The following is a 19,191-nucleotide window of genomic DNA, read 5'->3' on the forward strand; positions in this document are numbered from 1 at the left end:
TGATAGTAATTATATCATATTAAGTCTAATTATATGTTCATTGTTTTGGATAAATATTATAAAACCAATAATATTAAATTGTTTATTTCCACCATCTACTTTTCCATGATTCCACGATATCGAAACGGTGACGAACTAGGATGATGAGAATAGCAATAGAAAGTGGCCAGAGGGGAACAAATGCAGGTATTATCCAAGATAAAATAGCATATGCACTAAATGCAAGGCTCATACTAAGGGTTGCACTTCTAAGTAGCGTCATCACAACGATAAAACAAATGACGAGCATACTAAACAATGTAGGTGCTATTACTAACGATACACCTATAAACGTTGCAATCCCTTTACCACCTTTACCTTTTAACCAAAATGGAAAAAGATGACCCAAAATTACCGCTAGTCCTCCTATGGCGATATATTGCAAAGAATATTGAAAATAAAGGCCGATATAAATAACCAGTACACCTTTTAAAGCATCTCCCAAAAATGTGAGGAAAAATGCAGATTTTCCAAGTACTGCACCAGCATTTCGTGCACCTAAATTACCACTTCTTTCTTTTCTTAAATCAGTTTTTTTCCATTTACCAATCCACCAAGCGGAAAGGAAGTTACCTATTATATAACTAAACAACCAATAGAAGAGCATGCTATCACCTCAGGTATATATGTCTGTAAAGTAAAAGGGGGAGTACTAGTTGAATCTTCTATTTTATTTTACACTAAGAGATAAGGAAATAAATATCGTATGATGCTCTAAATGAATCCTAGTCAAACGAAAAAAATCATGTCACTTTCTTATAAATGATTAAATTGGTATGATGGAGAAAATAACTTAGGTAGGGAAAAGGGAGAATGAGATACTAAATGGTGCAATCACTAACGGTACGCGATGCGATAATTCAAAGAAGGTCTATTAAATTATTTAATGGACAGCCTGTAGAGAGAGAAATACTATTATCTATTTTAGATGACGCGGTATGGGCACCCAATCATCAATTAAGACAGCCATGGAGGTTCATAGTGGCATGTGGAAAAGAATTAGATGATTTATATAGTGTGTTAAAGGAATTTGCACTTCCAAAATGGAAAGACCTTTCGGAAGAGGATCTGGTAAAACAAATGAAGAAATTTACCAATCCAGGCGGTTATGTATTTGTTGTTGTTCCTGAGGATGCCCGCCAAAAAGAACGTTTAGAGGATTATGCAGCAGCAAGTATGCTTGTACAAAATATTCAATTACTGGCGTGGGATCGAGGTATTGGATCTTGCTGGAAAACTCCTGGATACTTGGACAATCCATTGTTCCGTAAGGCTCTTGGAATTGAACCAGGAGAACGTATTATAAGCATGCTCCAAGTGGGATACTTCGATGAAATGCCAAAACCAAAAGATCGCAAAGGTGTAGAAGACCTAGTAACTATATTTGAAAAAAAAGATTAACTAAAAGTAAAGCGGGTGAGAGGCATAGGTCTCTCACTCGTTTTTTTAGATATTTAATATATTTAAATTTACCGTGATTACTGAGTTCAATGAACTTAGCTTACGGGAGATAAAACTAACTCTAGCTGTATCCATAACACCCACTTATATAAAAAAACACATGGATTAGAAAACCCATGTGTTCTGATAGTTATTTTTTTAAATCTTCTTTTGAAAGCTCAGCTAATTCGAAATAATAATCACCAATTACACGAAGCCCTTGGTCGAAATTTTCTAAATGGAAATGCTCATTTGGTGCATGGAAATTTTCAGTAGATAAACCGAAGCCCATTAATACGACCGGAAGTCCAAGAATTTCATCAAATGCAGCAACAATTGGAATAGAACCTCCGCCTCGAGTATATGCTGTAGGAACGTTATATACTTTTTCATAACTGCGTCCAGCTGCTTGAATAGCAGGGTGGTCAAAAGGAGTGATAAACGGTTTACCCTTATCGAATTCAGTTAATGTAACTGTGACTCCAGCAGGCTTGTTCTTTTCAATATGTGCTCTTAGTTTAACAACAATTTCGTCTGGATCTTGATCCGGTACTAATCGACAAGTGATTTTTGCACCTGCTTCACTTGGAAGTACTGTTTTAATACCTTCACCAGAGAAACCTCCAAAGACACCATTGATCTCTAAAGTAGGGCGTGCCCATACGCGTTCTAAATGAGTGTAGCCTTTTTCGCCGAATAATTCATCGACGCCAACTTCAGTCTTCAATTCGTCTTCGTCGAAGCCAAGAGAGGCATAAGCTTCTTTTTCCTCATCCGATAAAGGACGGACATTGTCATAGAAACCTTCTACTTCAATTGTTCCTTCTGCATCACGGAAAGAATCTAATATGGAAACTAATGCATGAATCGAGTTTTGAACGCCACCGCCATAAAGGCCGGAGTGAAGATCCCCTTTTGCACCTTTTACATCGATTTGAACGCCGCATAGCCCTCGTAAACCGTAACAAACTGCTGGCTGTCCAGGACCCTGCATTCCTGTATCGGAAATTACAATAACGTCTGCTGCAAGTTTTGCTTTATTATTTTCAATATATTCTTCTAGGTTAGGACTGCCAACTTCTTCTTCTCCTTCGATTAAAAACTTAACATTTACAGGTAAGGTTTTATTTGTTTGAAGAAGTGCTTCAATAGCCTTTACATGCATAAATACTTGTCCTTTATCATCACTTGACCCACGAGCATATAATTTATTGTCTCTCACTTGTGGTTCAAATGGTTCGCTATCCCATAAGTGAAGTGGATCCACTGGTTGAACATCATAATGTCCGTATATAAGCATAGTAGGTTTACCTTCTGCATGTAACCAATCAGCATAGACGACGGGATGGCCACTAGTTTTATCGACTACCACATTGTCCAAACCTGCTTTAGTTAAAGAATCTGCAAGCCACTCGGCACCTTTTTGCATATCAGCTTTATGTTCAGATAAAGAAGAAATACTTGGAATACGTAAAAATTGTTTCAGTTCTTCTAAATGTTCTACTCTTTTCTCTGTGAAATAATGGTCTAATGTAGTTAGTTGACTCATTACAATCCCTCTTTTCAAAAAGTTTCGTGAATAGAAATAGTATAGCATAATTTATCATTATACTCGGTATAATTAGTCATGATCGATATTAGTTTTGTGACAACTAAAATCACAATATGATATAGTAGTAAGAAAACATATGAACGTATTTAATACTCACAGGAGGCAACAATTTTGTACATAGAATTTGTACTTTTTGCTATTTCAATACTTGTATCGCTTTTTCTATCAGGTAGTGAAACGGCGTTAATGACAGTTAATAGGACGAAGGTCCAGCTAAGAGCAGAACAAGGAGACAAAGAATCGGAGAAACTACTTGCACTGCTATCAAAGCCGGACCGTATGATCATTACTATCTTAGTAGGGAACACTATAGCTAATATAAGTATGGCTGTCATTTTAATATTAATCGCAGAACACTTTGCATGGCATATTGGCTGGTCAATCGCGATATTAACCGTCTTTATTATTTTATTTTGTGAAGTACTTCCTAAAACGATTGCCGCAACGTTTTCGGATCGGGTTGCGTATGTAGTTTCGCCTCTTATCCGTTTGCTTGTCATCATTTTGCGTCCCATTACAGCGTTTATAGCTGAAATCACGAGTTTATTTATTCGAATTGGTTCAAAAGGTGCTATTACAGAAACGACCATTACGAAAGAAGAACTGCTATCCATGGTTGATCTTGCTTCAACGGATGGAACGTTTGAAGATGAAGAATCAGAACGTATAAAAGGAATGCTCGATTTTCCAAATAAGGATGTCTCCGATGTTCTTTCTACACATAGAACTGAAGTAGTCGGTATTCCTGTTGAAGCTACGTATGAAGAAGTTCGAGATACCATTTTGGAGCATCACTATACAAGGTATCCAGTTTATGACGATAGCTTAGATACAATTGTTGGTATGTTTTATTCGAAAAAGTTTATCGAATGGTCTATGGATACATCTGTAGGGCTCGATAAGTTTATCGATAAAGATCCAGTATTTGTCGTACAAACCTTGAGTATAGAAAAAGTATTTAAACTAATGCTGACCCATAAAAAACATATGGCTATTGTATTAGATGAATATGGTGGAACACTTGGAATCGTCACCCATGAAGATTTAATAGAAGAAATGATCGGGCAGGAAATAGAAGACGAAACAGATGATGACGAAGAAATTCTTGTGCATGAGATGACTGAAAGCCGTTTAGTCTGTGCAGGCAGAATGGAAATAGAAGAAGTCAATTCACTATTCAACATTTCTATTGTCAATGAAAATGAAACAATAGGTGGCTTTGTCTTAGATCAATTAGGGCATGTGCCAGAAGAGAATGAACAATTTGCCTACGATGATTTTATGGTCGAAATCAATGAAATGGATCGTAGTCGTATAGTGAAATTGACTATTACTAAAAGAGAAGTAGCTGCATTGCCAGAACTCGAAAAACAAGAGGAATAATACTCCTCTTGTTTTTTTGTAAAAAAGAGGACTTCCACCAATTTATAGCGAATAGTTGAATACGGGGGGATAAGCATGAAATTAGCAGAAGCTTTAATATTAAGATCTGATTACCAAAAGCGAATGGAACAGTTGAAAAATCGATTACTTCAAAATTCTAAAATACAAGAAGGGGAATCTCCGAACGAGGACCCTAAAGTATTGATTAAAGAACTGGATCAAATATTAGGTGATTTAAAACAACTTATAAAAAAAATTAATAATACAAATTTGCAGACGGCTTTTGATGATCGTCAATCACTCACTGATGCTTTAACAGAACGTGATCTTCTTGGACAAGAAAGAAAAATATATAGCGCTTTATTGGATGCGGCAGCTATGCAGCATGACAGATACTCTAGAACAGAGATTAAATATGTCACGACAATTAATGTTAGGGAAACACAGAAATATGTGGATGAACTATCCCAAAAGCATCGATTATTGGACACTAAAATTCAAGAAATTAATTGGCTTACAAATGTAATTGAATAGTTAGAAGTTGGTAGCGAAATGTAAAGGCGAGTGCAAACCCTCCAACGGGTCAAGTTGGCCAAGGGCAGAGGTTTCGGGGTAACCTCGAGGTTCAAATCCTCTACGTACAAGTTACACCCAGTACTGTCACATGAGCACAAGTTATTTTAAACAATTAACTACCGCGTACTGATTTTCATTTCGTGAGGGTGGATAAGGGGAACTTTTAATAGTTAGTGCTTTCTTAGCTTTTTTGACTGTATACAAACTGGAGGAATTCTAATTTGTCTACAGTCTTTTCATTATGAATTATGATGGAGTATGTAAGAAATGAACATTAAGTAAATATAGTTAAACAAGAAGTAGTCGCATGGTTAGTTTATTTTTCTCCTATTTTTTGGCTTACACCTTTGTAATTTTTCTGAAAGAGAATACGATGGAGGGTAAGGTTAAAGTTTGGCATTATAGAGTTAACAAGAAAAGCCGAGCGGAGGAAAATAACATGCAGGTTCAATTAGAAGAAATTTACGAGGAATATAACCGTTACATATATTATTTATCGTTAAAGTTAACTAAAAATCAAGTAGAAGCTGAAGACTTAATGCAGGAAGTTTGGGTGAAAGTTGTACGTTACGAATCTTATATGAAAGAAGTGGATCATGTCAAAGCATGGTTAACGACTATTTGTATGAATACATTTCGTGATCGATACCGTAAACAGGTCAGACGTAGCAAGTACGTAGCAAATCAACCAGAGCAATTAGATATTTCATTGCTGGACTTAATCGCGGCAGACGTATTAACTGTTGAAGAGCAATTAGAAAAAGAAGATGTGGGTGAAATGATTCGATCCAAAGTAAGTGAATTGGATGGTATATATCAGAAAACCGTTATGTATTTCTATGTACATCAATTTTCACTAATTGAAATTGCCGAAGTAATGAAAGTATCCATCGGCACAGTCAAATCTAGACTGTTCCGTGCAAAACAACGTTTGAAAGAGTTAATAATGAATGACGAATTTGCAAAAGATTCATTAGTATTAGCTTAATTATGAAGAGCCTTCCTTTGTTCCGACAATGGGAGGCTCTTTTGATTTGCTACGAGGGAAGAAGGGTTCAAGTATAGATTGAATTCTCTCTCGTATAAGGATGAATCTCTCTCGGATACGTAGTGATTGCTCTCGTATAGCATGCAACCATTCTCGTATAGATTTTCTCTCTCAGATAGGAGCCGGTCTCTCTCGTATGAGGATGAATCTCTCTCGGATACGAAGTGAATACTCTCGTATAGCATGCAACCACTCTCGTATAAGATTTTCTCTCTTAGACAGGAGCCGGTCTCTCTCGTATGAGGATAAATCTCTCTCGGATACGAAGTGAATACTCTCGTATAGCATGCAACCACTCTCGTATAGATTTTCTCTCTCAGATAGGAGCCGGTCTCTCTCGTATGAGGATGAATCTCTCTCGTATACGTAGTGAATACTCTCATATAGCATGCAACCACTCTTTAGTAATCATTAAGCAGAAAAGACCCTGAGTGCATATACACTCAGGGTCTGCATGTATTCCTTAGTCTTTAATAACTTCTTTACCAGTAGAGAACCATTCCTCTACGTTCCACACTTTTGTTACAAGGCCTTCATAAAATTCTGGTTCATGGCTAACGAGTACAATTGTACCCTTGAACTCTGTCATAGCGCGTTTTAACTCTTCTTTTGCATGAATATCTAAATGGTTTGTTGGCTCATCGAAGATTAACCAGTTCGTTTCTTCCATCATTAATTTACATAGACGAACTTTTGCTTGCTCCCCACCACTTAAACTAGATAGCGGACGGGAGATATGTTCGCTCTTTAGACCAGTACGAGCTAATGCGCCACGCACTTGGGCTTGTCCCATACTTGGATACGTTTCCCAGATAGCTTCGATTGGTGTAATATTACCGGCTTTTACTTCCTGTTCGAAATAACAAGGGGTTAAGAAATCACCACGTGTTACTGTTCCATTTAAAGGAGGTATTTTGCCAAGGATTGTTTTTAGTAAGGTCGATTTACCGACCCCATTCATGCCGACTAGGGCTATTTTTTCACCACGCTCAATTGTAAATGTCAAAGGAGGTAGTAACGCCTTATCGTAACCGATTTCCAAATGTTCTGCCTCTACAACATAGCGACTAGGACTGCGGGATTCCTTGAAGCTAAATTCAGGTTTTGCTGCCGTTTCAGGACGATCGATTCGTTCGATTCGGTCCAGCTGTTTCTGACGAGATTTTGCTCGTCCTGTCGTAGAGTATCGTGCTTTATTTTTGGCGATAAAGTCTTCTTGTTTTTTTATGAAATCCTGTTGCTTCTCATAAGCATCGATATGCTGTCTTTTATTCAGCTCGGCAAGCTCTAAGAACTTCTCATAGGATGCTGTGTATCTTGTCAGTTTTGAAAACTCTAACTGGAAGATGACTCCTACAATGCCGTTCATGAATTCTGTGTCATGCGAAATTAATAAAAACGCATGGGGATAGTTTTTCAAATAGTTGGAAAGCCAGTTTACATGCTCTTCATCTAAATAGTTGGTAGGCTCATCTAAAAGCAATACTTTAGGCTTTTCTAATAATAGCTTCGCCAGTAAAACTTTTGTACGCTGACCACCAGAAAGTGCCTCAACTGGGCGATCTAAGCCAATAGCGTCTAGTCCAAGACCTCTAGCAACTTCTTCTACTTTCATATCTAATGAATAAAAGTCTCCAGCATCTAAAGCATCTTGAATTTCTGCCATTTGCTCTAATAACACTTCGAGCTCTTCGGGAGTTGCATCTGCCATTTTTCCAATTATTTCATTTAACTCTGCTTCTTTTTTATAAAGTGGTAAAAAGGCATCACGAAGCGTATCAAACATCGTGCGACCCGATTCAAGACGAGTATGCTGATCTAAGTATCCATAATGGGTACCTGGTAGCCATTCCACACGACCTTCATCGTGAATAATTTCTCCTGTCAAAATATTCATCAATGTTGATTTACCAACACCGTTTGCACCTACAAGTCCTACATGCTCACCTTCGACTAAGCGAAATGAAACTTCCTTGAAAAGGGTGCGATCTCCGAATGTATGTCCTAAATTTTCTACTAATAAGCTCATGTATTTATTTCCTCCAAAAAGAAAGCTCTGCGGATTATGATAATTCCGCGAGCTGTTTGTTTAGTTCTGCAAGTTTTTCTTCCATTTTCGCTAGTCTACGTTCAGCATTTTCAACCTGAGTAGGATGGCCATTTGATTCTAATTTTTCCATATCACCTTGCAAGTTAATATAGTCCAATTTTAGCTCTGCAATTTCTGATTGTAGTTGTGACTTTGTCATCATCAAACACCTTCGTCATTTTGCATTTATTGTAGCATAAAAATGGACTTAGCGTACGATTTCTTGTTCCTCTTTCGAACTTGCAATCGTTTGTTCAATTAGTTTTACCAATTCTACTATGTTATTACTAAAATCAAAGCGTTTCTGTTTTTGTATATAGGCATTTCTTCTATTATCATGCAGGATAATTTCCATCACCGCATTTTGAAGGTAAGATTGTTTTATTTTTCTACCAAGTCCTAGGTTTGCGAAACCATGTCCTTCTTGTGGAAATGCATAGTTAACTTCTTCTTCATGTGCACAGAGTACGATGCAAGGTATTTGAAATTGTGCAACTAAGAATGGCATATACGATCCAGAAGTTATGACGATATCGCTATTTGAAAGGAACGTTTCGGGCTCCGTTGTAGAGATAATTTGTATAGATTTACGTGTAAGTGCAAAACGTTTTAGGTCGAGCACATCATGCTTGTAATGTTCGTCCACTAACACGCTAATCTGCAGTGGAATATGGAGCTGTACAAGATGTCTTAAAGTTCGATAAGTTAAATTTTCGGGATCTTCATGAGGGAAGGATACGATTATATGCGGGGGATCCTGTATCATGTTATTATTTTTATAGATAACTTTTTTTGTTTGAATATATCCAAGCGGACCAAGTACATAATGCTCTTTCGCTAAGTCCTTTGGATTTTCATACAGCGATTGAATAACAAGATCAGCTAAAGCCCCGCCATCTCCATGGTCGTCCAAATGAATAAGCGCACTACCCAACACTTTTAAACGACGAATTAGATCTTTTTCCGAATTTCCACCATCATGCATGATGCAAGTCGGATTAAAAGCTTTCATTTCCTCGATCAGGTGAGCATTATTTCTATACAGTAAAGGTTTAATCTGTTGTTTTTTTAAATATTGAATGAGGCTTGTATTAGAACTATGCACAAAAATTTCGAAGTTAGTTGGTTTTAATGAAGAAAGTAATGCTATTGCACGATCTGCAGGATAAAGTCCACGGTGTGGTAATGTATTCAATAAATAAGCTAGTTTCAAATTTCATCTTCCTTTCCAAAGGTTATCTCTTTAGTGTATGGATTTGTACTGGTGCTTATGACAAGGAGGGAAGTAATATGGCTAGAAGAGTAGCTATAGTAGTAGGTGCTACCGGTTTTACTGGACAGTTTCTAGTAAAACAATTATGTGAGAGTGAAGAATATGCAGCAGTTTCGGTAATAGTTAGAAGAGACTTTTCTTATAAGCATGCCAAGCTAGATATTCAGGTGAAAAATTTTGATAGATTAGAGGAAAGCGATTTAGATATTGCAGATGATCTATTTTGCTGTTTAGGGACTACGTGGAAAAAAGCCAAATCAAAAGAGAACTTTGAGCGAGTAGATTTAGAATATCCATTACGAATTGCTTCTTTAGCAAAAAAACGTGGGATTCCAAATTTTCATGTGGTTTCAGCGATTGGCTCCAATAAAAAATCTCTTTTTTTCTATAGTAGAGTAAAGGGTAAGATGGAGGAGGGATTAATAGAAATGGAGCTGCCGCATCTATTTATTTATAGACCTTCCTTGTTAACAGGGGGGCGGGGCGAGTTCCGCTTAGGAGAGCGCCTGTCCGAAGGTGTTTTCCAACTTATAAATCCTCTATTAATAGGACCTTTAAAAAGAATGCGCTCCATAGAAGGTAAACAGCTGGCTTTTTCTATGTACCATTACGCAATACATAATACAAAAAAGAATGTAACAATCTATAAACCATTAGATATTTTAAACGCTAAGCCTATGGAAAAAATAGAAGAACAGCCAATTTCACGAGAAGAATTATTCAATTGGGATAATCGAGGAGATATTTTTGTAGATCAGGAAAAAATTAATAAATAAGGGGAGACGCTATGTTAGATTCGATGTTATTCGTTTTAATGTTTGTTGTAGTATTAGGAATATTTTCGCAATGGTTGGCATGGCGTATACGAATGCCTGCAATAGTATTAATGTCGATAGTAGGACTATTAGTTGGACCGATTTTGGGACTGATCAACCCACAGGAGAGTTTAGGTGAATTGTTTAGCCCGCTTATTTCTTTAGCGGTTGCTATTATATTATTTGAAGGAAGTTTAAATCTAGATTTCCGTGAAGTACGGAGCTTTAGCAAGCCACTTACTCGAATTGTAACGCTGGGAGCTTTCATTGCTTGGATAGCAGGTTCCCTTGCTGCGCATTATATTGCGGGACTATCGGTTGCTGTCGCTTTTGTTATCGGGGGGCTATTTATCGTAACTGGTCCAACGGTTATTTTGCCGTTACTTAGACAAGCGAAGTTGAAATCTAGACCAGCGGCAATTCTAAAATGGGAAGGGATTGTAGTAGATCCGTTTGGTGCATTATTAGCTGTATTTGCATTTGAAGCCATCAAGTTTATAAATGGTGATGAATCGTTCACATCGTTTTTACTTTTCTTCGCAGGTTCCATTTTTTCCGGGGGATTGGGCTGGTTGTTCGGCTGGATCTTAGGGAAAATGTTTGAAAAAGGTCAGATACCAGAGTATTTAAAAGCACCTGTCGTGTTTGCGGTTGTACTATTGGTTTTTGTTTTCTCTGATGTAATTATGCACGAAACAGGTTTACTTGCCGTAACCGCTATGGGTATAACGATGGCCAATATGCATATTGCATCCATTAACGATATGAGACATTTTAAAGAAAATATATCCGTATTACTTGTTTCTAGTATATTTGTTATGTTAACGGCCTCTTTAAACTCTAGTATATTATTGGAAATATTTAATCCTCAAATCGTGTTATTCGTATTAGCAATGTTGTTTGTCGTTCGTCCTTTATCCGTATGGTTATCGACTATTGGAACAGATCTAATGAACAATGAAAAAATATTGATCGGATGGATCGCCCCTCGAGGGATTGTGGCCCTCACTGTTTCCGGATATTTTGCTACTGTGTTACAAGAAAGTGGTTATGAGGATGCAGAAATGCTTACTGCTTTAACATTTGCCCTCGTGTTTGCAACTGTAATTTTCCATGGATTGTCCATCGGATGGGTTGCCAAAAAACTCAAGCTTGTTGCTACAGAAAAACCGGGCGTACTTATTGTAGGAGGAAATGCCTTTACGGCAGAGCTTGCACTTTCATTGCTTAACGAGAAAATGGATGTTCTAGTAGTCGATAATTCATGGGAGCAGCTTCGATATGCAAGGAAACTAGGAGTCCCTACTTATGCAGGGGATATATTATCCGAGCAGACAGAGTATTCCTTAGATCTTGCTCCCTTTCCAAAAATGATTGCTGCAACCGAAATGGATGCCTATAATGCATTAATCTGCTCGAACTTTGTAGTGGAGTTAGGACGAGATGCACTATATCAAACTGCCTCTAGCAACATTTCAGAAAATGAGTACCATCCATCTATAGGTGGGAAAACGCTATTTAATAGCTCCGCGAATATTTATGATTTAACGGAACTTGTGTTAAAAGGCTTTGTCATTCGAAAGACTAATATTACAGAACAGTACGATTACAATCAATACTTAGATGCTCGTGCGAAAGAATCGACCTTACTTTATATTATTCGAGCAGATGGCACATTGAAGTTCTTTACGACCAAAATGGAACTCAGTGCCAATCCAGGTGATCTTGTTGTAAGCTTGACACCTCCAACGCATATACAAGAGACGAATAACCCCTCCGTCAAAAGGATGAACTTTGAGAAATAGGGTCTCTTTTTGCAATATTAGCACCTTTTTTTGATACAATAAAGGACGAATAAGGAGGTTTTTGTAAGATGAAAATTTTACTCGTAGACGGAACGATAATCGGCACAAAAACAGGTGTCATCCTAGATCAAGTGAAAGACTATATAGAAGAAATTAATCAGGAGTACACATTAGAAATTATTCGCCTTTCAAATTACGAGCATCAGTTTGTAGATGGACGTCCATTTGAAAATTACAATGATGATATGAAGCTACTTGTAAGTAAATTCGATCAAGCCGATGGATTTATCATTGCTTCACCTATTTTCCAAGGTTCTATACCAGGTGTGTTGAAAAACACATTCGATTTCCTGCATCCGAAGTCAATGCGCTACAAACCAGTGTCAATCGTGGCAAATGGGGGCACATACCAGCATCATCTTGTAATTGAAAATCAGCTTAAACCGATTTTAGATTATTTTAGATGCTTAGTTACACCGAATTATGTTTATACGCATAAAGACCACTTCGATGAAAATAATGTAATTATTGATAACGATGTACACGATCGTTTAAGAGAGCTCGCTCGTGTGTTTGTCGAATACGCCCAAATGAGCAAAAACCTTTGCAAAGAACCAATTGATGCACATTAAGTTAAGTCAAGATGTCTCGGTAACATGGAGGCATCTTTTTTATATGTCGTATTAATTTATTATTTAAATGAACTTTTTCAACTTTGGGATGTCTAATGTATAACAGAACAAGGGGGTGACCGAGTGGAAGAAGTAGAAACCGCTAAGAAAGCAATAATAGGGGATGAACAAGCTTTCTTACTGATAATGCAATTATATAAAGATACATTATATCAAACGGCCTTAGCATTTTTAAAAAATGAACATGATGCACTTGAAGCAATGCAAGAAGTAACTTTTCGGGCTTACCAAAAAATACATACAGTAAAAGAACCGATCTATGTGAAAACATGGCTAGTTCGGATCATGATGAATTATTGTCAGGATCAGTTGAAAAAGCGTAAAAGATATAGATCAAGCGAAATGGTACAGGAAATAGGATTTAACGAAGACACTACCCACCTAGAGATCAACGAAGCAATAGCATCCTTATCAAGCAGTGAACAGCAGCTAATATTTCTAAAGTACTTTCAAAATACGAAAATAAAAGAAATTGCAGAACTTGAGAAAATCCCAGAGGGCACTGTAAAGTCAAGGCTTCATAAAGCACTCAAGTCACTTAGAGACTTTCTATCGGAGAAGGGAGATGCAGACCATGTATGAAAAAGAAGAAGAAATGCTTGATAAAACTAAGAAAAAGCTAGAACAAGTTATTGTACCTGAACAGCTCGTAAATGATGCTATTCTACAGGGGTTATTCCAAGCGAAGTCCAGAAAGCGTAGGCGTAAAAAAACGCTATGGGCATTCTCAGTTGCAGCAATTCTGATACTAACCTTTGTGACGTCTATTCGTGTATCACCGACATTCGCAAGTGCTATTTCTACTATTCCAGGGATGGATCGGTTTGTGTATCTCATTCAGTTTGATAAAGGCATCGAAGCTATAGTTGAAAATGATTATTATGAGTCTATTGGTATTACTCAAGTTAAAAATAATATATCGTTTACGGTAGATGGAATTATTATCGATGAAACAGGTGCTGAAATATTTTACACTTTAGAGGCTCCGCATTCACTTGATAATATGGATTATGAACATATTAAGCTATTTAATGATGAGCATGAGCTAGTAGCATCGAGTAGTTATGATTTACCAGACCAAGAAACAGCAAATAGAAAAGTGGACCAATTTAGTCTTGTATTTGTTGAGCCAGAGCAATTTAAAAGTAATAATTTTGAAGTTCAATTTGAAGTGAAGCAGGCTAATAAAACAATATTATTTAAAGTGCCATTTACTCTTAAAAATGAAATAAAAGCGGGGAAAGTCTATACATTAAATGAAACCGTTGAGATAGATGGTCAACAAATTAGATTAAAAGAAATAAAAGTATATCCACTAAGAGTATCTGTAACTTTAGAATTTAATGAACAAAATGAAAAGAAAATATTGCAGTTTGAGGATATGCGAATAGAAGACGAAAAGGGAGAAGTATGGAGTTCCATTCAAAATGGAATAACTGGTTTTGGTGAAAATCAACTCAAAGTAAATACGTATTTTTTACAAAGTAACTATTTTAAAGAACCAAAAGAGCTTTACCTAAAGTTTGATAAGGTGCAGGCACTCCCTAAAGTAGAAAGCTACTTGCTAGTAGACTTTGCAAAAAAGGAAATCCTTGAGCAGCCATCCGATGGAAAAATGGAAGTAGTAAATGTTGGCGGTAATACAATTGAACTCAAATATCAGCCGATAAGAGAGAATCATACGTATTCCTTATTTTCTCAAGGAGAAAACGCTAAAGGCGAGATAGTTGATATAGGAATGCAAGCTAATTGGGGGGACGAAGAGGAGCAGCATGCAGAAATTACTATAGATGCAAAGGATATTATTAACCCCGTGAAAATAGATTTCATAGCATATCCCAATTACTTAGACGGCTCTGTTTCAATTCAAGTGAAATAGGGATGATGAACCAGTAATAAAAACAGGTGAAGAAAAATGTTCTATTTTTCTTCACCTATTTTTATTTGGCTTATAACTTTTTTTGTAAGTAGTTCAGTTCAAATTCATCAAGAGAAATTGGTTTTGAAAAGTAATAACCTTGGAAGTACGTGAGGCCGAGGCTATTCAAATAATCGACCTGCTCCTTTGTTTCTACGCCTTCCGCCAGAACATCGCATTTTAATCCTTTGGCAAGATTCATAAATGTGTGCAGAATGAGTTCGGCATTTGTTTCTTTACCAATTTTGTCCACAAAATACTTGTCGATTTTCAATTTATCTATTTGAAAATCGACAAGATCTGCTAACTTTGAATAACCTGTACCGAAATCATCTAGAGATAAGCGAATACCATGTTTTCGACAAAACGCAATATTATCTAAAATATTTTGATCAGTATCTAGATTTGCATTTTCCGTAATTTCAATATCTACCATTTGGGGTGGAATCCTATAATACTGGATAAAATGAATTAAATCATTAAAAAACTTTCTATTTCCAAGTAGCTTAGGAGTGATATTGATAGCTATTGGCTTATCAAATCCATAATCCTGAATCCATCTAGAAACTTTGGAAAACACCTCGCTGATTAAATACTTCGTTAGTTCCTCAATTCTTCCGCTATTATCGGCAATTTCAATAAACTCTGGAGGCGTAATATATCCGTATTCTGGATGAATCCAACGAGTGAGTACCTCTATACCAATTACTTCATTTGTTTTGGAATTGAATTGAGGCTGTACGACGAAGTGAATCGTTGTTTCCTTTAAGTCCCCATGTAATTCATTTTCAATATTAACCTTTCTTTCTAACTCTTCAATCATAGTGCGTTCAAAGAAACTGAAGTTATTTCTGTTTCGTTTCTTAGAAGCATACATCGCAATATTAGCATAACGAAATAGTAAGTCGGTGTCGGGTGCATCTTCTGGATACCGGGAAATTCCGATGCTAAGGCTAAGAGGAATAGATGGCACTGATATAGACTCAGAAATTTGTTGGAAGTCTTGAATAAGTTTGTTTGCAATTATGCTTAGCTGTTCATTATTAACTTCATCTGTAAAAATAACAAACTCATCGCCACCCACACGTGCAACTACTTTATCAATCTTTATAGTTTGGTTAAAAAAGGTGGCTATATCTACAAGAATTGCATCTCCTCGTGCATGCCCATACATATCATTTACCAATTTGAAACCATTTAATTCTATGTAGAAAAAGGAAAAAGGCTCATCGTTTTTTATTTTGTGCTGAAGAATATCATAAGTCATTCTTCGATTAGGCAAGTTCGTTAAAAAGTCATAGTACGCAAAGCTTCTTAAATCTTTTTCTATACTTTTTCTTTCGGCTATATGATGAAAAAATACCGACAATCCTCCCTCAGCTCTTGGATAGGCTTTTACCTCGAACCAAGTTGGTATAGAGGGGATGTAAATTTCCTGTTGCTGAGTTTTATTCTCCAACATAACCTGTTGAAGGAAAGGGTAAAACTCTGTATCTATTAAAGATGGACTTTCGGAATTAGAATAGTTAAAGCTGGGATGCACTTTGCTTAATAAGGTTTTTCCATATTCATTTATATAGGTGATATTCCAATGTTTATCCAGAGAAAAGAAAGCATCTGTCATACTTTCTAAAATACTAGTCGTCTCTGAATTCGCTATTACATGCTTTTTATATACCGAATAAATAATAATTGCACCTATTCGATCCGAAGAAAGCTTCAATTTATACGTATGGAATAAGTAGTGATAATCATTTTTTTCTATAAGACAAGTGAATTCTTTACGAAATTCATCTATTTCTCCACGCAGTACCTGTTGGATAGAATCTAATTGCTCGTAGTTATGAGTCGACTCCAATAAATCTGTGAAGCTAGAGTTTTCTGTCATAAGTAGTGTGTATTCGCTCGCGTGTTTAGAGTTATTCCACGCATTATTCTTATTTAATATCTTGCCAGTTTCGTCCAGTACGAGGATAAAATTTTCTGAAGTACTTAATATTGTTTTCGTAAAAGGATGAACTATATCCAACTATTTGACCCCCAAAAGTTCCAGATTGTTATGTCAATAATATCATTTACTGAAAGAAAAAGGGTGAGATAAAAGTAATGTAATAATAAAAAATAATGTAATTATGACCAGATTAAGAATAAGTAGAATGATTTATAGTAATATTCTTAAAAAGTAATTAATAATAGTTGGAAACCCTATTTTAAATAGGACAAAAAAACTATACATCAAATCCTAATAGGAAATGGATGTACAGCTTGATTGGTGTTATTTTAAGTTCAATTTTTTTAATGCATCTGCAAGTGCAGTGTTTACTGGTTCTTCCTCTTGATCTTGTTTCTTTAAATACTTTTGTACATCGCGTTTATCGACTTTGCCACCTGAATTTTTTCTACGGCGTTCGAAAGCAGATAGTTTTTCACGGTATCCACATTTACAAGTGAAGATTTGGCCATCACCTTCACCACGCAATTCTAGTTTTTTCTTACATTGTGGACAGCGGGCATTGGTTACTCTAGCAACGTTTTTGCGGTGACCACATTCGCGATCCTGACAAACGAGCATTTTTCCTTTTTTCCCGTTAACTTCAAGCATAGGTTTGCCGCAGTCAGGGCAGCTTTTGGTCGATATATTGTCATGCTTGAATTTCTTTTCGCTATTTTTGATATTACTAACAATTGTTTTTGTATAAGTTTTCATTTCATTGATAAATACATTTTTACTCAATTTCCCTTTTGCAATTGCATCCAGTTTTTGCTCCCATTCAGCTGTAAGGGCAGGAGTTTTCAAGTCTCCAGGAACTAATTCTAGTAGCTGTTTTCCTTTGGAAGTTAGGTAAATATCCTTCCCTTTTTTCTCCATAAGGAATGAGTTGAAAAGTTTTTCAATAATATCTGCTCTTGTAGCTACCGTTCCTAAGCCGCCCGTTTTATCTAATGTTTTTGCCAGTTCTTTATCTTGGGTACCCATATATTTTGCTGGATTTTCCATTGCTGTAAGTAAAGATCCTTCATTAAATCTTGCAGGGGCTTTCGTTTGCCCTGAAGTCTCAGCCACTAATTTAACGGATAGTTTATCGCCTTTGTTCATACTAGGAAGTAGTTGTTCTTTCATGTCTTCAGTATTATCATCCTCATCAAAACGATTTTCGTAAACTTCCTTCCAGCCTGAAGAAAGAATCGTTTTTCCTTTTGCTACAAATATTTCATCGCCAATGGATGCTTTGACCGTAATTTGCTCATATTCAAATGGTGGATAAAGTACTGCTATAAAACGTTTAATAACTAAATCATAAACTTTACGTTCTTTGTCAGTAAAGTTAGATTGGATCACTGTTTCTTCTGTTGGGATAATTGCGTGATGATCGGAAACCTTGCTATCATCGACAAATGCTTTGGTCGCTTTGATGGGTTTTTGCAATACTTTGTTGGCGAATGGTCTATATTGACCAATTCCAGATGACTTTAATCGTTCTGGTAATGTCTCTACAATATCAGTAGAAATATATCTTGAATCCGTACGAGGATACGTTAATACTTTATGTCGCTCATACAAGGTTTGCATAATTCCAAGTGTTTCTTTGGCTGAATAGCCAAATATTTTATTGGCATCACGTTGTAATTCAGTTAGGTCATATAGTTGAGGAGCAAAGCTTTTCTTTTGTTTTTTATCCACATCTACGATTGTTCCTTGCTTTTTATCTACTTTAGCAACGATTTGTTCTACTTTTTCTTTGGAGAATGTTCTGGATTCATTCGTTTGCTTATCCACCCATGTGAGCTTTAGCTTTTGGTCCGTATGTGCTTCCACGCCGTAATATGTTTTAGGCTTAAAATTTCTTATTTCATCTTCTCGTTGTGCAATAATAGCGACAGTAGGAGTCTGAACACGTCCACAGGATAGCTGCGCATTGAATTTACTTGTAAGTGCACGGGTTGCATTTAACCCGATATACCAATCGGCTTCAGACCTTGCAACTGCTGCATGATATAAGTTTTCATAAGCCTTACCAGGTTTTAGATTTTGGAAGCCTTCTCTAATAGCTTTGTCTGTTACGGAGGAGATCCAAAGACGTTTAACTGGCTTGTTTACCTTTGCTTTTTCAATAATCCATCTCGCTACTAATTCACCTTCACGTCCAGCGTCAGTTGCAATGATAATATCAATGACATCTGTACGGACTAATTGACTTTTGACTGCATTATACTGTTTGCTAGTTTGCTTGATAACTACTAGCTTCAAGTCATTTGGGAGCATTGGTAAATCATCCAAGTTCCATGTTTTATATTTTGCATCATAACTTTCAGGATCTGCTAATGTCACTAAATGCCCTAATGCCCAAGTAACGATATATTTGTCACCTTCTAAATAACCATTTCCTTTTTTATGACACTTCAATACATTTGCGATATCTCGTGCTACAGAGGGCTTCTCTGCAATTACTACACTTTTCTTCATTTTATAACATCCCTTCGAACTACCATTAAAAATTAA

General features: G+C 36.5%; 16 protein-coding genes. 9 read left to right on the top strand and 7 right to left on the bottom strand.

Annotated elements, in window-relative coordinates; genetic code table 11:
• Positions 1-82: 82 nt before the first annotated feature.
• Positions 83-646 (bottom strand): glycerol-3-phosphate acyltransferase, encoded by a 564-nt coding sequence (locus ACN6MX_RS01570; RefSeq protein WP_419960935.1) that lies wholly within the window; start codon positions 644-646, stop codon positions 83-85.
• A 218-nt stretch (positions 647-864) separates the two neighbouring features.
• Between ACN6MX_RS01570 and ACN6MX_RS01575 the strand changes: the two genes are divergently transcribed.
• Complete coding sequence (locus ACN6MX_RS01575) at positions 865-1,440, top strand: nitroreductase family protein (RefSeq protein ID WP_419960936.1); 576 nt, start codon at positions 865-867, stop codon at positions 1,438-1,440.
• 190 nt (positions 1,441-1,630) lie between these two features.
• Here the strand turns inward: ACN6MX_RS01575 and ACN6MX_RS01580 are convergent, their stop codons facing one another.
• Positions 1,631-3,028 carry a dipeptidase gene (locus tag ACN6MX_RS01580; RefSeq protein ID WP_419960937.1) on the bottom strand — a complete coding sequence of 466 codons (1,398 nt, stop codon included), beginning with the start codon at positions 3,026-3,028 and terminating at the stop codon, positions 1,631-1,633.
• A gap of 174 nt (positions 3,029-3,202) precedes the next feature.
• Here ACN6MX_RS01580 and ACN6MX_RS01585 point away from each other — a divergent pair, with 174 nt between their 5' ends.
• The 3 genes from ACN6MX_RS01585 to ACN6MX_RS01595 all read left to right on the top strand — a co-directional run bounded on the left by ACN6MX_RS01585 (position 3,203) and on the right by ACN6MX_RS01595 (position 6,038).
• Positions 3,203-4,474, top strand: a complete 1,272-nt coding sequence (locus ACN6MX_RS01585; protein ID WP_419960938.1) for a hemolysin family protein — start codon at positions 3,203-3,205, stop codon at positions 4,472-4,474.
• Between the two features lie 75 nt (positions 4,475-4,549).
• Positions 4,550-5,008, top strand: coding sequence for a DIP1984 family protein (locus tag ACN6MX_RS01590; protein ID WP_419960939.1), 459 nt, complete (start codon positions 4,550-4,552; stop codon positions 5,006-5,008).
• 481 nt (positions 5,009-5,489) lie between these two features.
• Entirely contained in the window at positions 5,490-6,038 is a 549-nt protein-coding gene (locus tag ACN6MX_RS01595; protein ID WP_419960940.1) for an RNA polymerase sigma factor, read from the top strand.
• Between the two features lie 523 nt (positions 6,039-6,561).
• Here ACN6MX_RS01595 and ACN6MX_RS01600 read toward each other — a convergent pair.
• Genes ACN6MX_RS01600 through ACN6MX_RS01610 form a run of 3 tightly spaced genes read right to left on the bottom strand, consistent with a single transcriptional unit; the run spans position 6,562 to position 9,400 of the window.
• Positions 6,562-8,127: an ABC-F family ATP-binding cassette domain-containing protein gene (locus ACN6MX_RS01600; RefSeq protein WP_419960941.1), complete on the bottom strand. Its 1,566-nt coding sequence runs from the start codon at positions 8,125-8,127 to the stop codon at positions 6,562-6,564.
• 34 nt (positions 8,128-8,161) lie between these two features.
• Positions 8,162-8,350, bottom strand: a complete 189-nt coding sequence (locus tag ACN6MX_RS01605; RefSeq protein WP_419960942.1) for an SE1832 family protein — start codon at positions 8,348-8,350, stop codon at positions 8,162-8,164.
• 45 nt (positions 8,351-8,395) lie between these two features.
• Complete coding sequence (locus ACN6MX_RS01610) at positions 8,396-9,400, bottom strand: hypothetical protein (protein WP_419960943.1); 1,005 nt, start codon at positions 9,398-9,400, stop codon at positions 8,396-8,398.
• A 77-nt stretch (positions 9,401-9,477) separates the two neighbouring features.
• Between ACN6MX_RS01610 and ACN6MX_RS01615 the strand changes: the two genes are divergently transcribed.
• From ACN6MX_RS01615 to ACN6MX_RS01635, 5 genes are all read left to right on the top strand, one after another.
• Positions 9,478-10,236, top strand: coding sequence for an NAD-dependent epimerase/dehydratase family protein (locus tag ACN6MX_RS01615; protein WP_419960944.1), 759 nt, complete (start codon positions 9,478-9,480; stop codon positions 10,234-10,236).
• Positions 10,237-10,247: 11 nt separating this feature from the next.
• Positions 10,248-12,080: a cation:proton antiporter gene (locus tag ACN6MX_RS01620; RefSeq protein WP_419960945.1), complete on the top strand. Its 1,833-nt coding sequence runs from the start codon at positions 10,248-10,250 to the stop codon at positions 12,078-12,080.
• Between the two features lie 68 nt (positions 12,081-12,148).
• Positions 12,149-12,712 carry an NADPH-dependent FMN reductase gene (locus ACN6MX_RS01625; RefSeq protein ID WP_419960946.1) on the top strand — a complete coding sequence of 188 codons (564 nt, stop codon included), beginning with the start codon at positions 12,149-12,151 and terminating at the stop codon, positions 12,710-12,712.
• A 123-nt stretch (positions 12,713-12,835) separates the two neighbouring features.
• Positions 12,836-13,354, top strand: coding sequence for a sigma-70 family RNA polymerase sigma factor (locus tag ACN6MX_RS01630; protein ID WP_419960947.1), 519 nt, complete (start codon positions 12,836-12,838; stop codon positions 13,352-13,354).
• Positions 13,347-14,651, top strand: coding sequence for a DUF4179 domain-containing protein (locus tag ACN6MX_RS01635; protein ID WP_419960948.1), 1,305 nt, complete (start codon positions 13,347-13,349; stop codon positions 14,649-14,651). Before ACN6MX_RS01630 ends, ACN6MX_RS01635 begins: the two co-directional genes overlap by 8 nt.
• Positions 14,652-14,721: 70 nt before the next feature.
• On the opposite strand, the gene ACN6MX_RS01640 is transcribed toward ACN6MX_RS01635, so the two are convergent.
• Together ACN6MX_RS01640 and ACN6MX_RS01645 are read right to left on the bottom strand one after the other, a co-directional pair.
• Positions 14,722-16,719, bottom strand: coding sequence for an EAL domain-containing protein (locus tag ACN6MX_RS01640; RefSeq protein WP_419960949.1), 1,998 nt, complete (start codon positions 16,717-16,719; stop codon positions 14,722-14,724).
• A 246-nt stretch (positions 16,720-16,965) separates the two neighbouring features.
• Complete coding sequence (locus tag ACN6MX_RS01645; RefSeq protein WP_419960950.1) at positions 16,966-19,155, bottom strand: DNA topoisomerase III; 2,190 nt, start codon at positions 19,153-19,155, stop codon at positions 16,966-16,968.
• Between the last annotated feature and the right edge of the window lie 36 nt (positions 19,156-19,191).

It is taken from the genome of Psychrobacillus sp. BM2, from assembly GCF_048572895.1.
GTDB lineage: Bacteria > Bacillota > Bacilli > Bacillales_A > Planococcaceae > Psychrobacillus.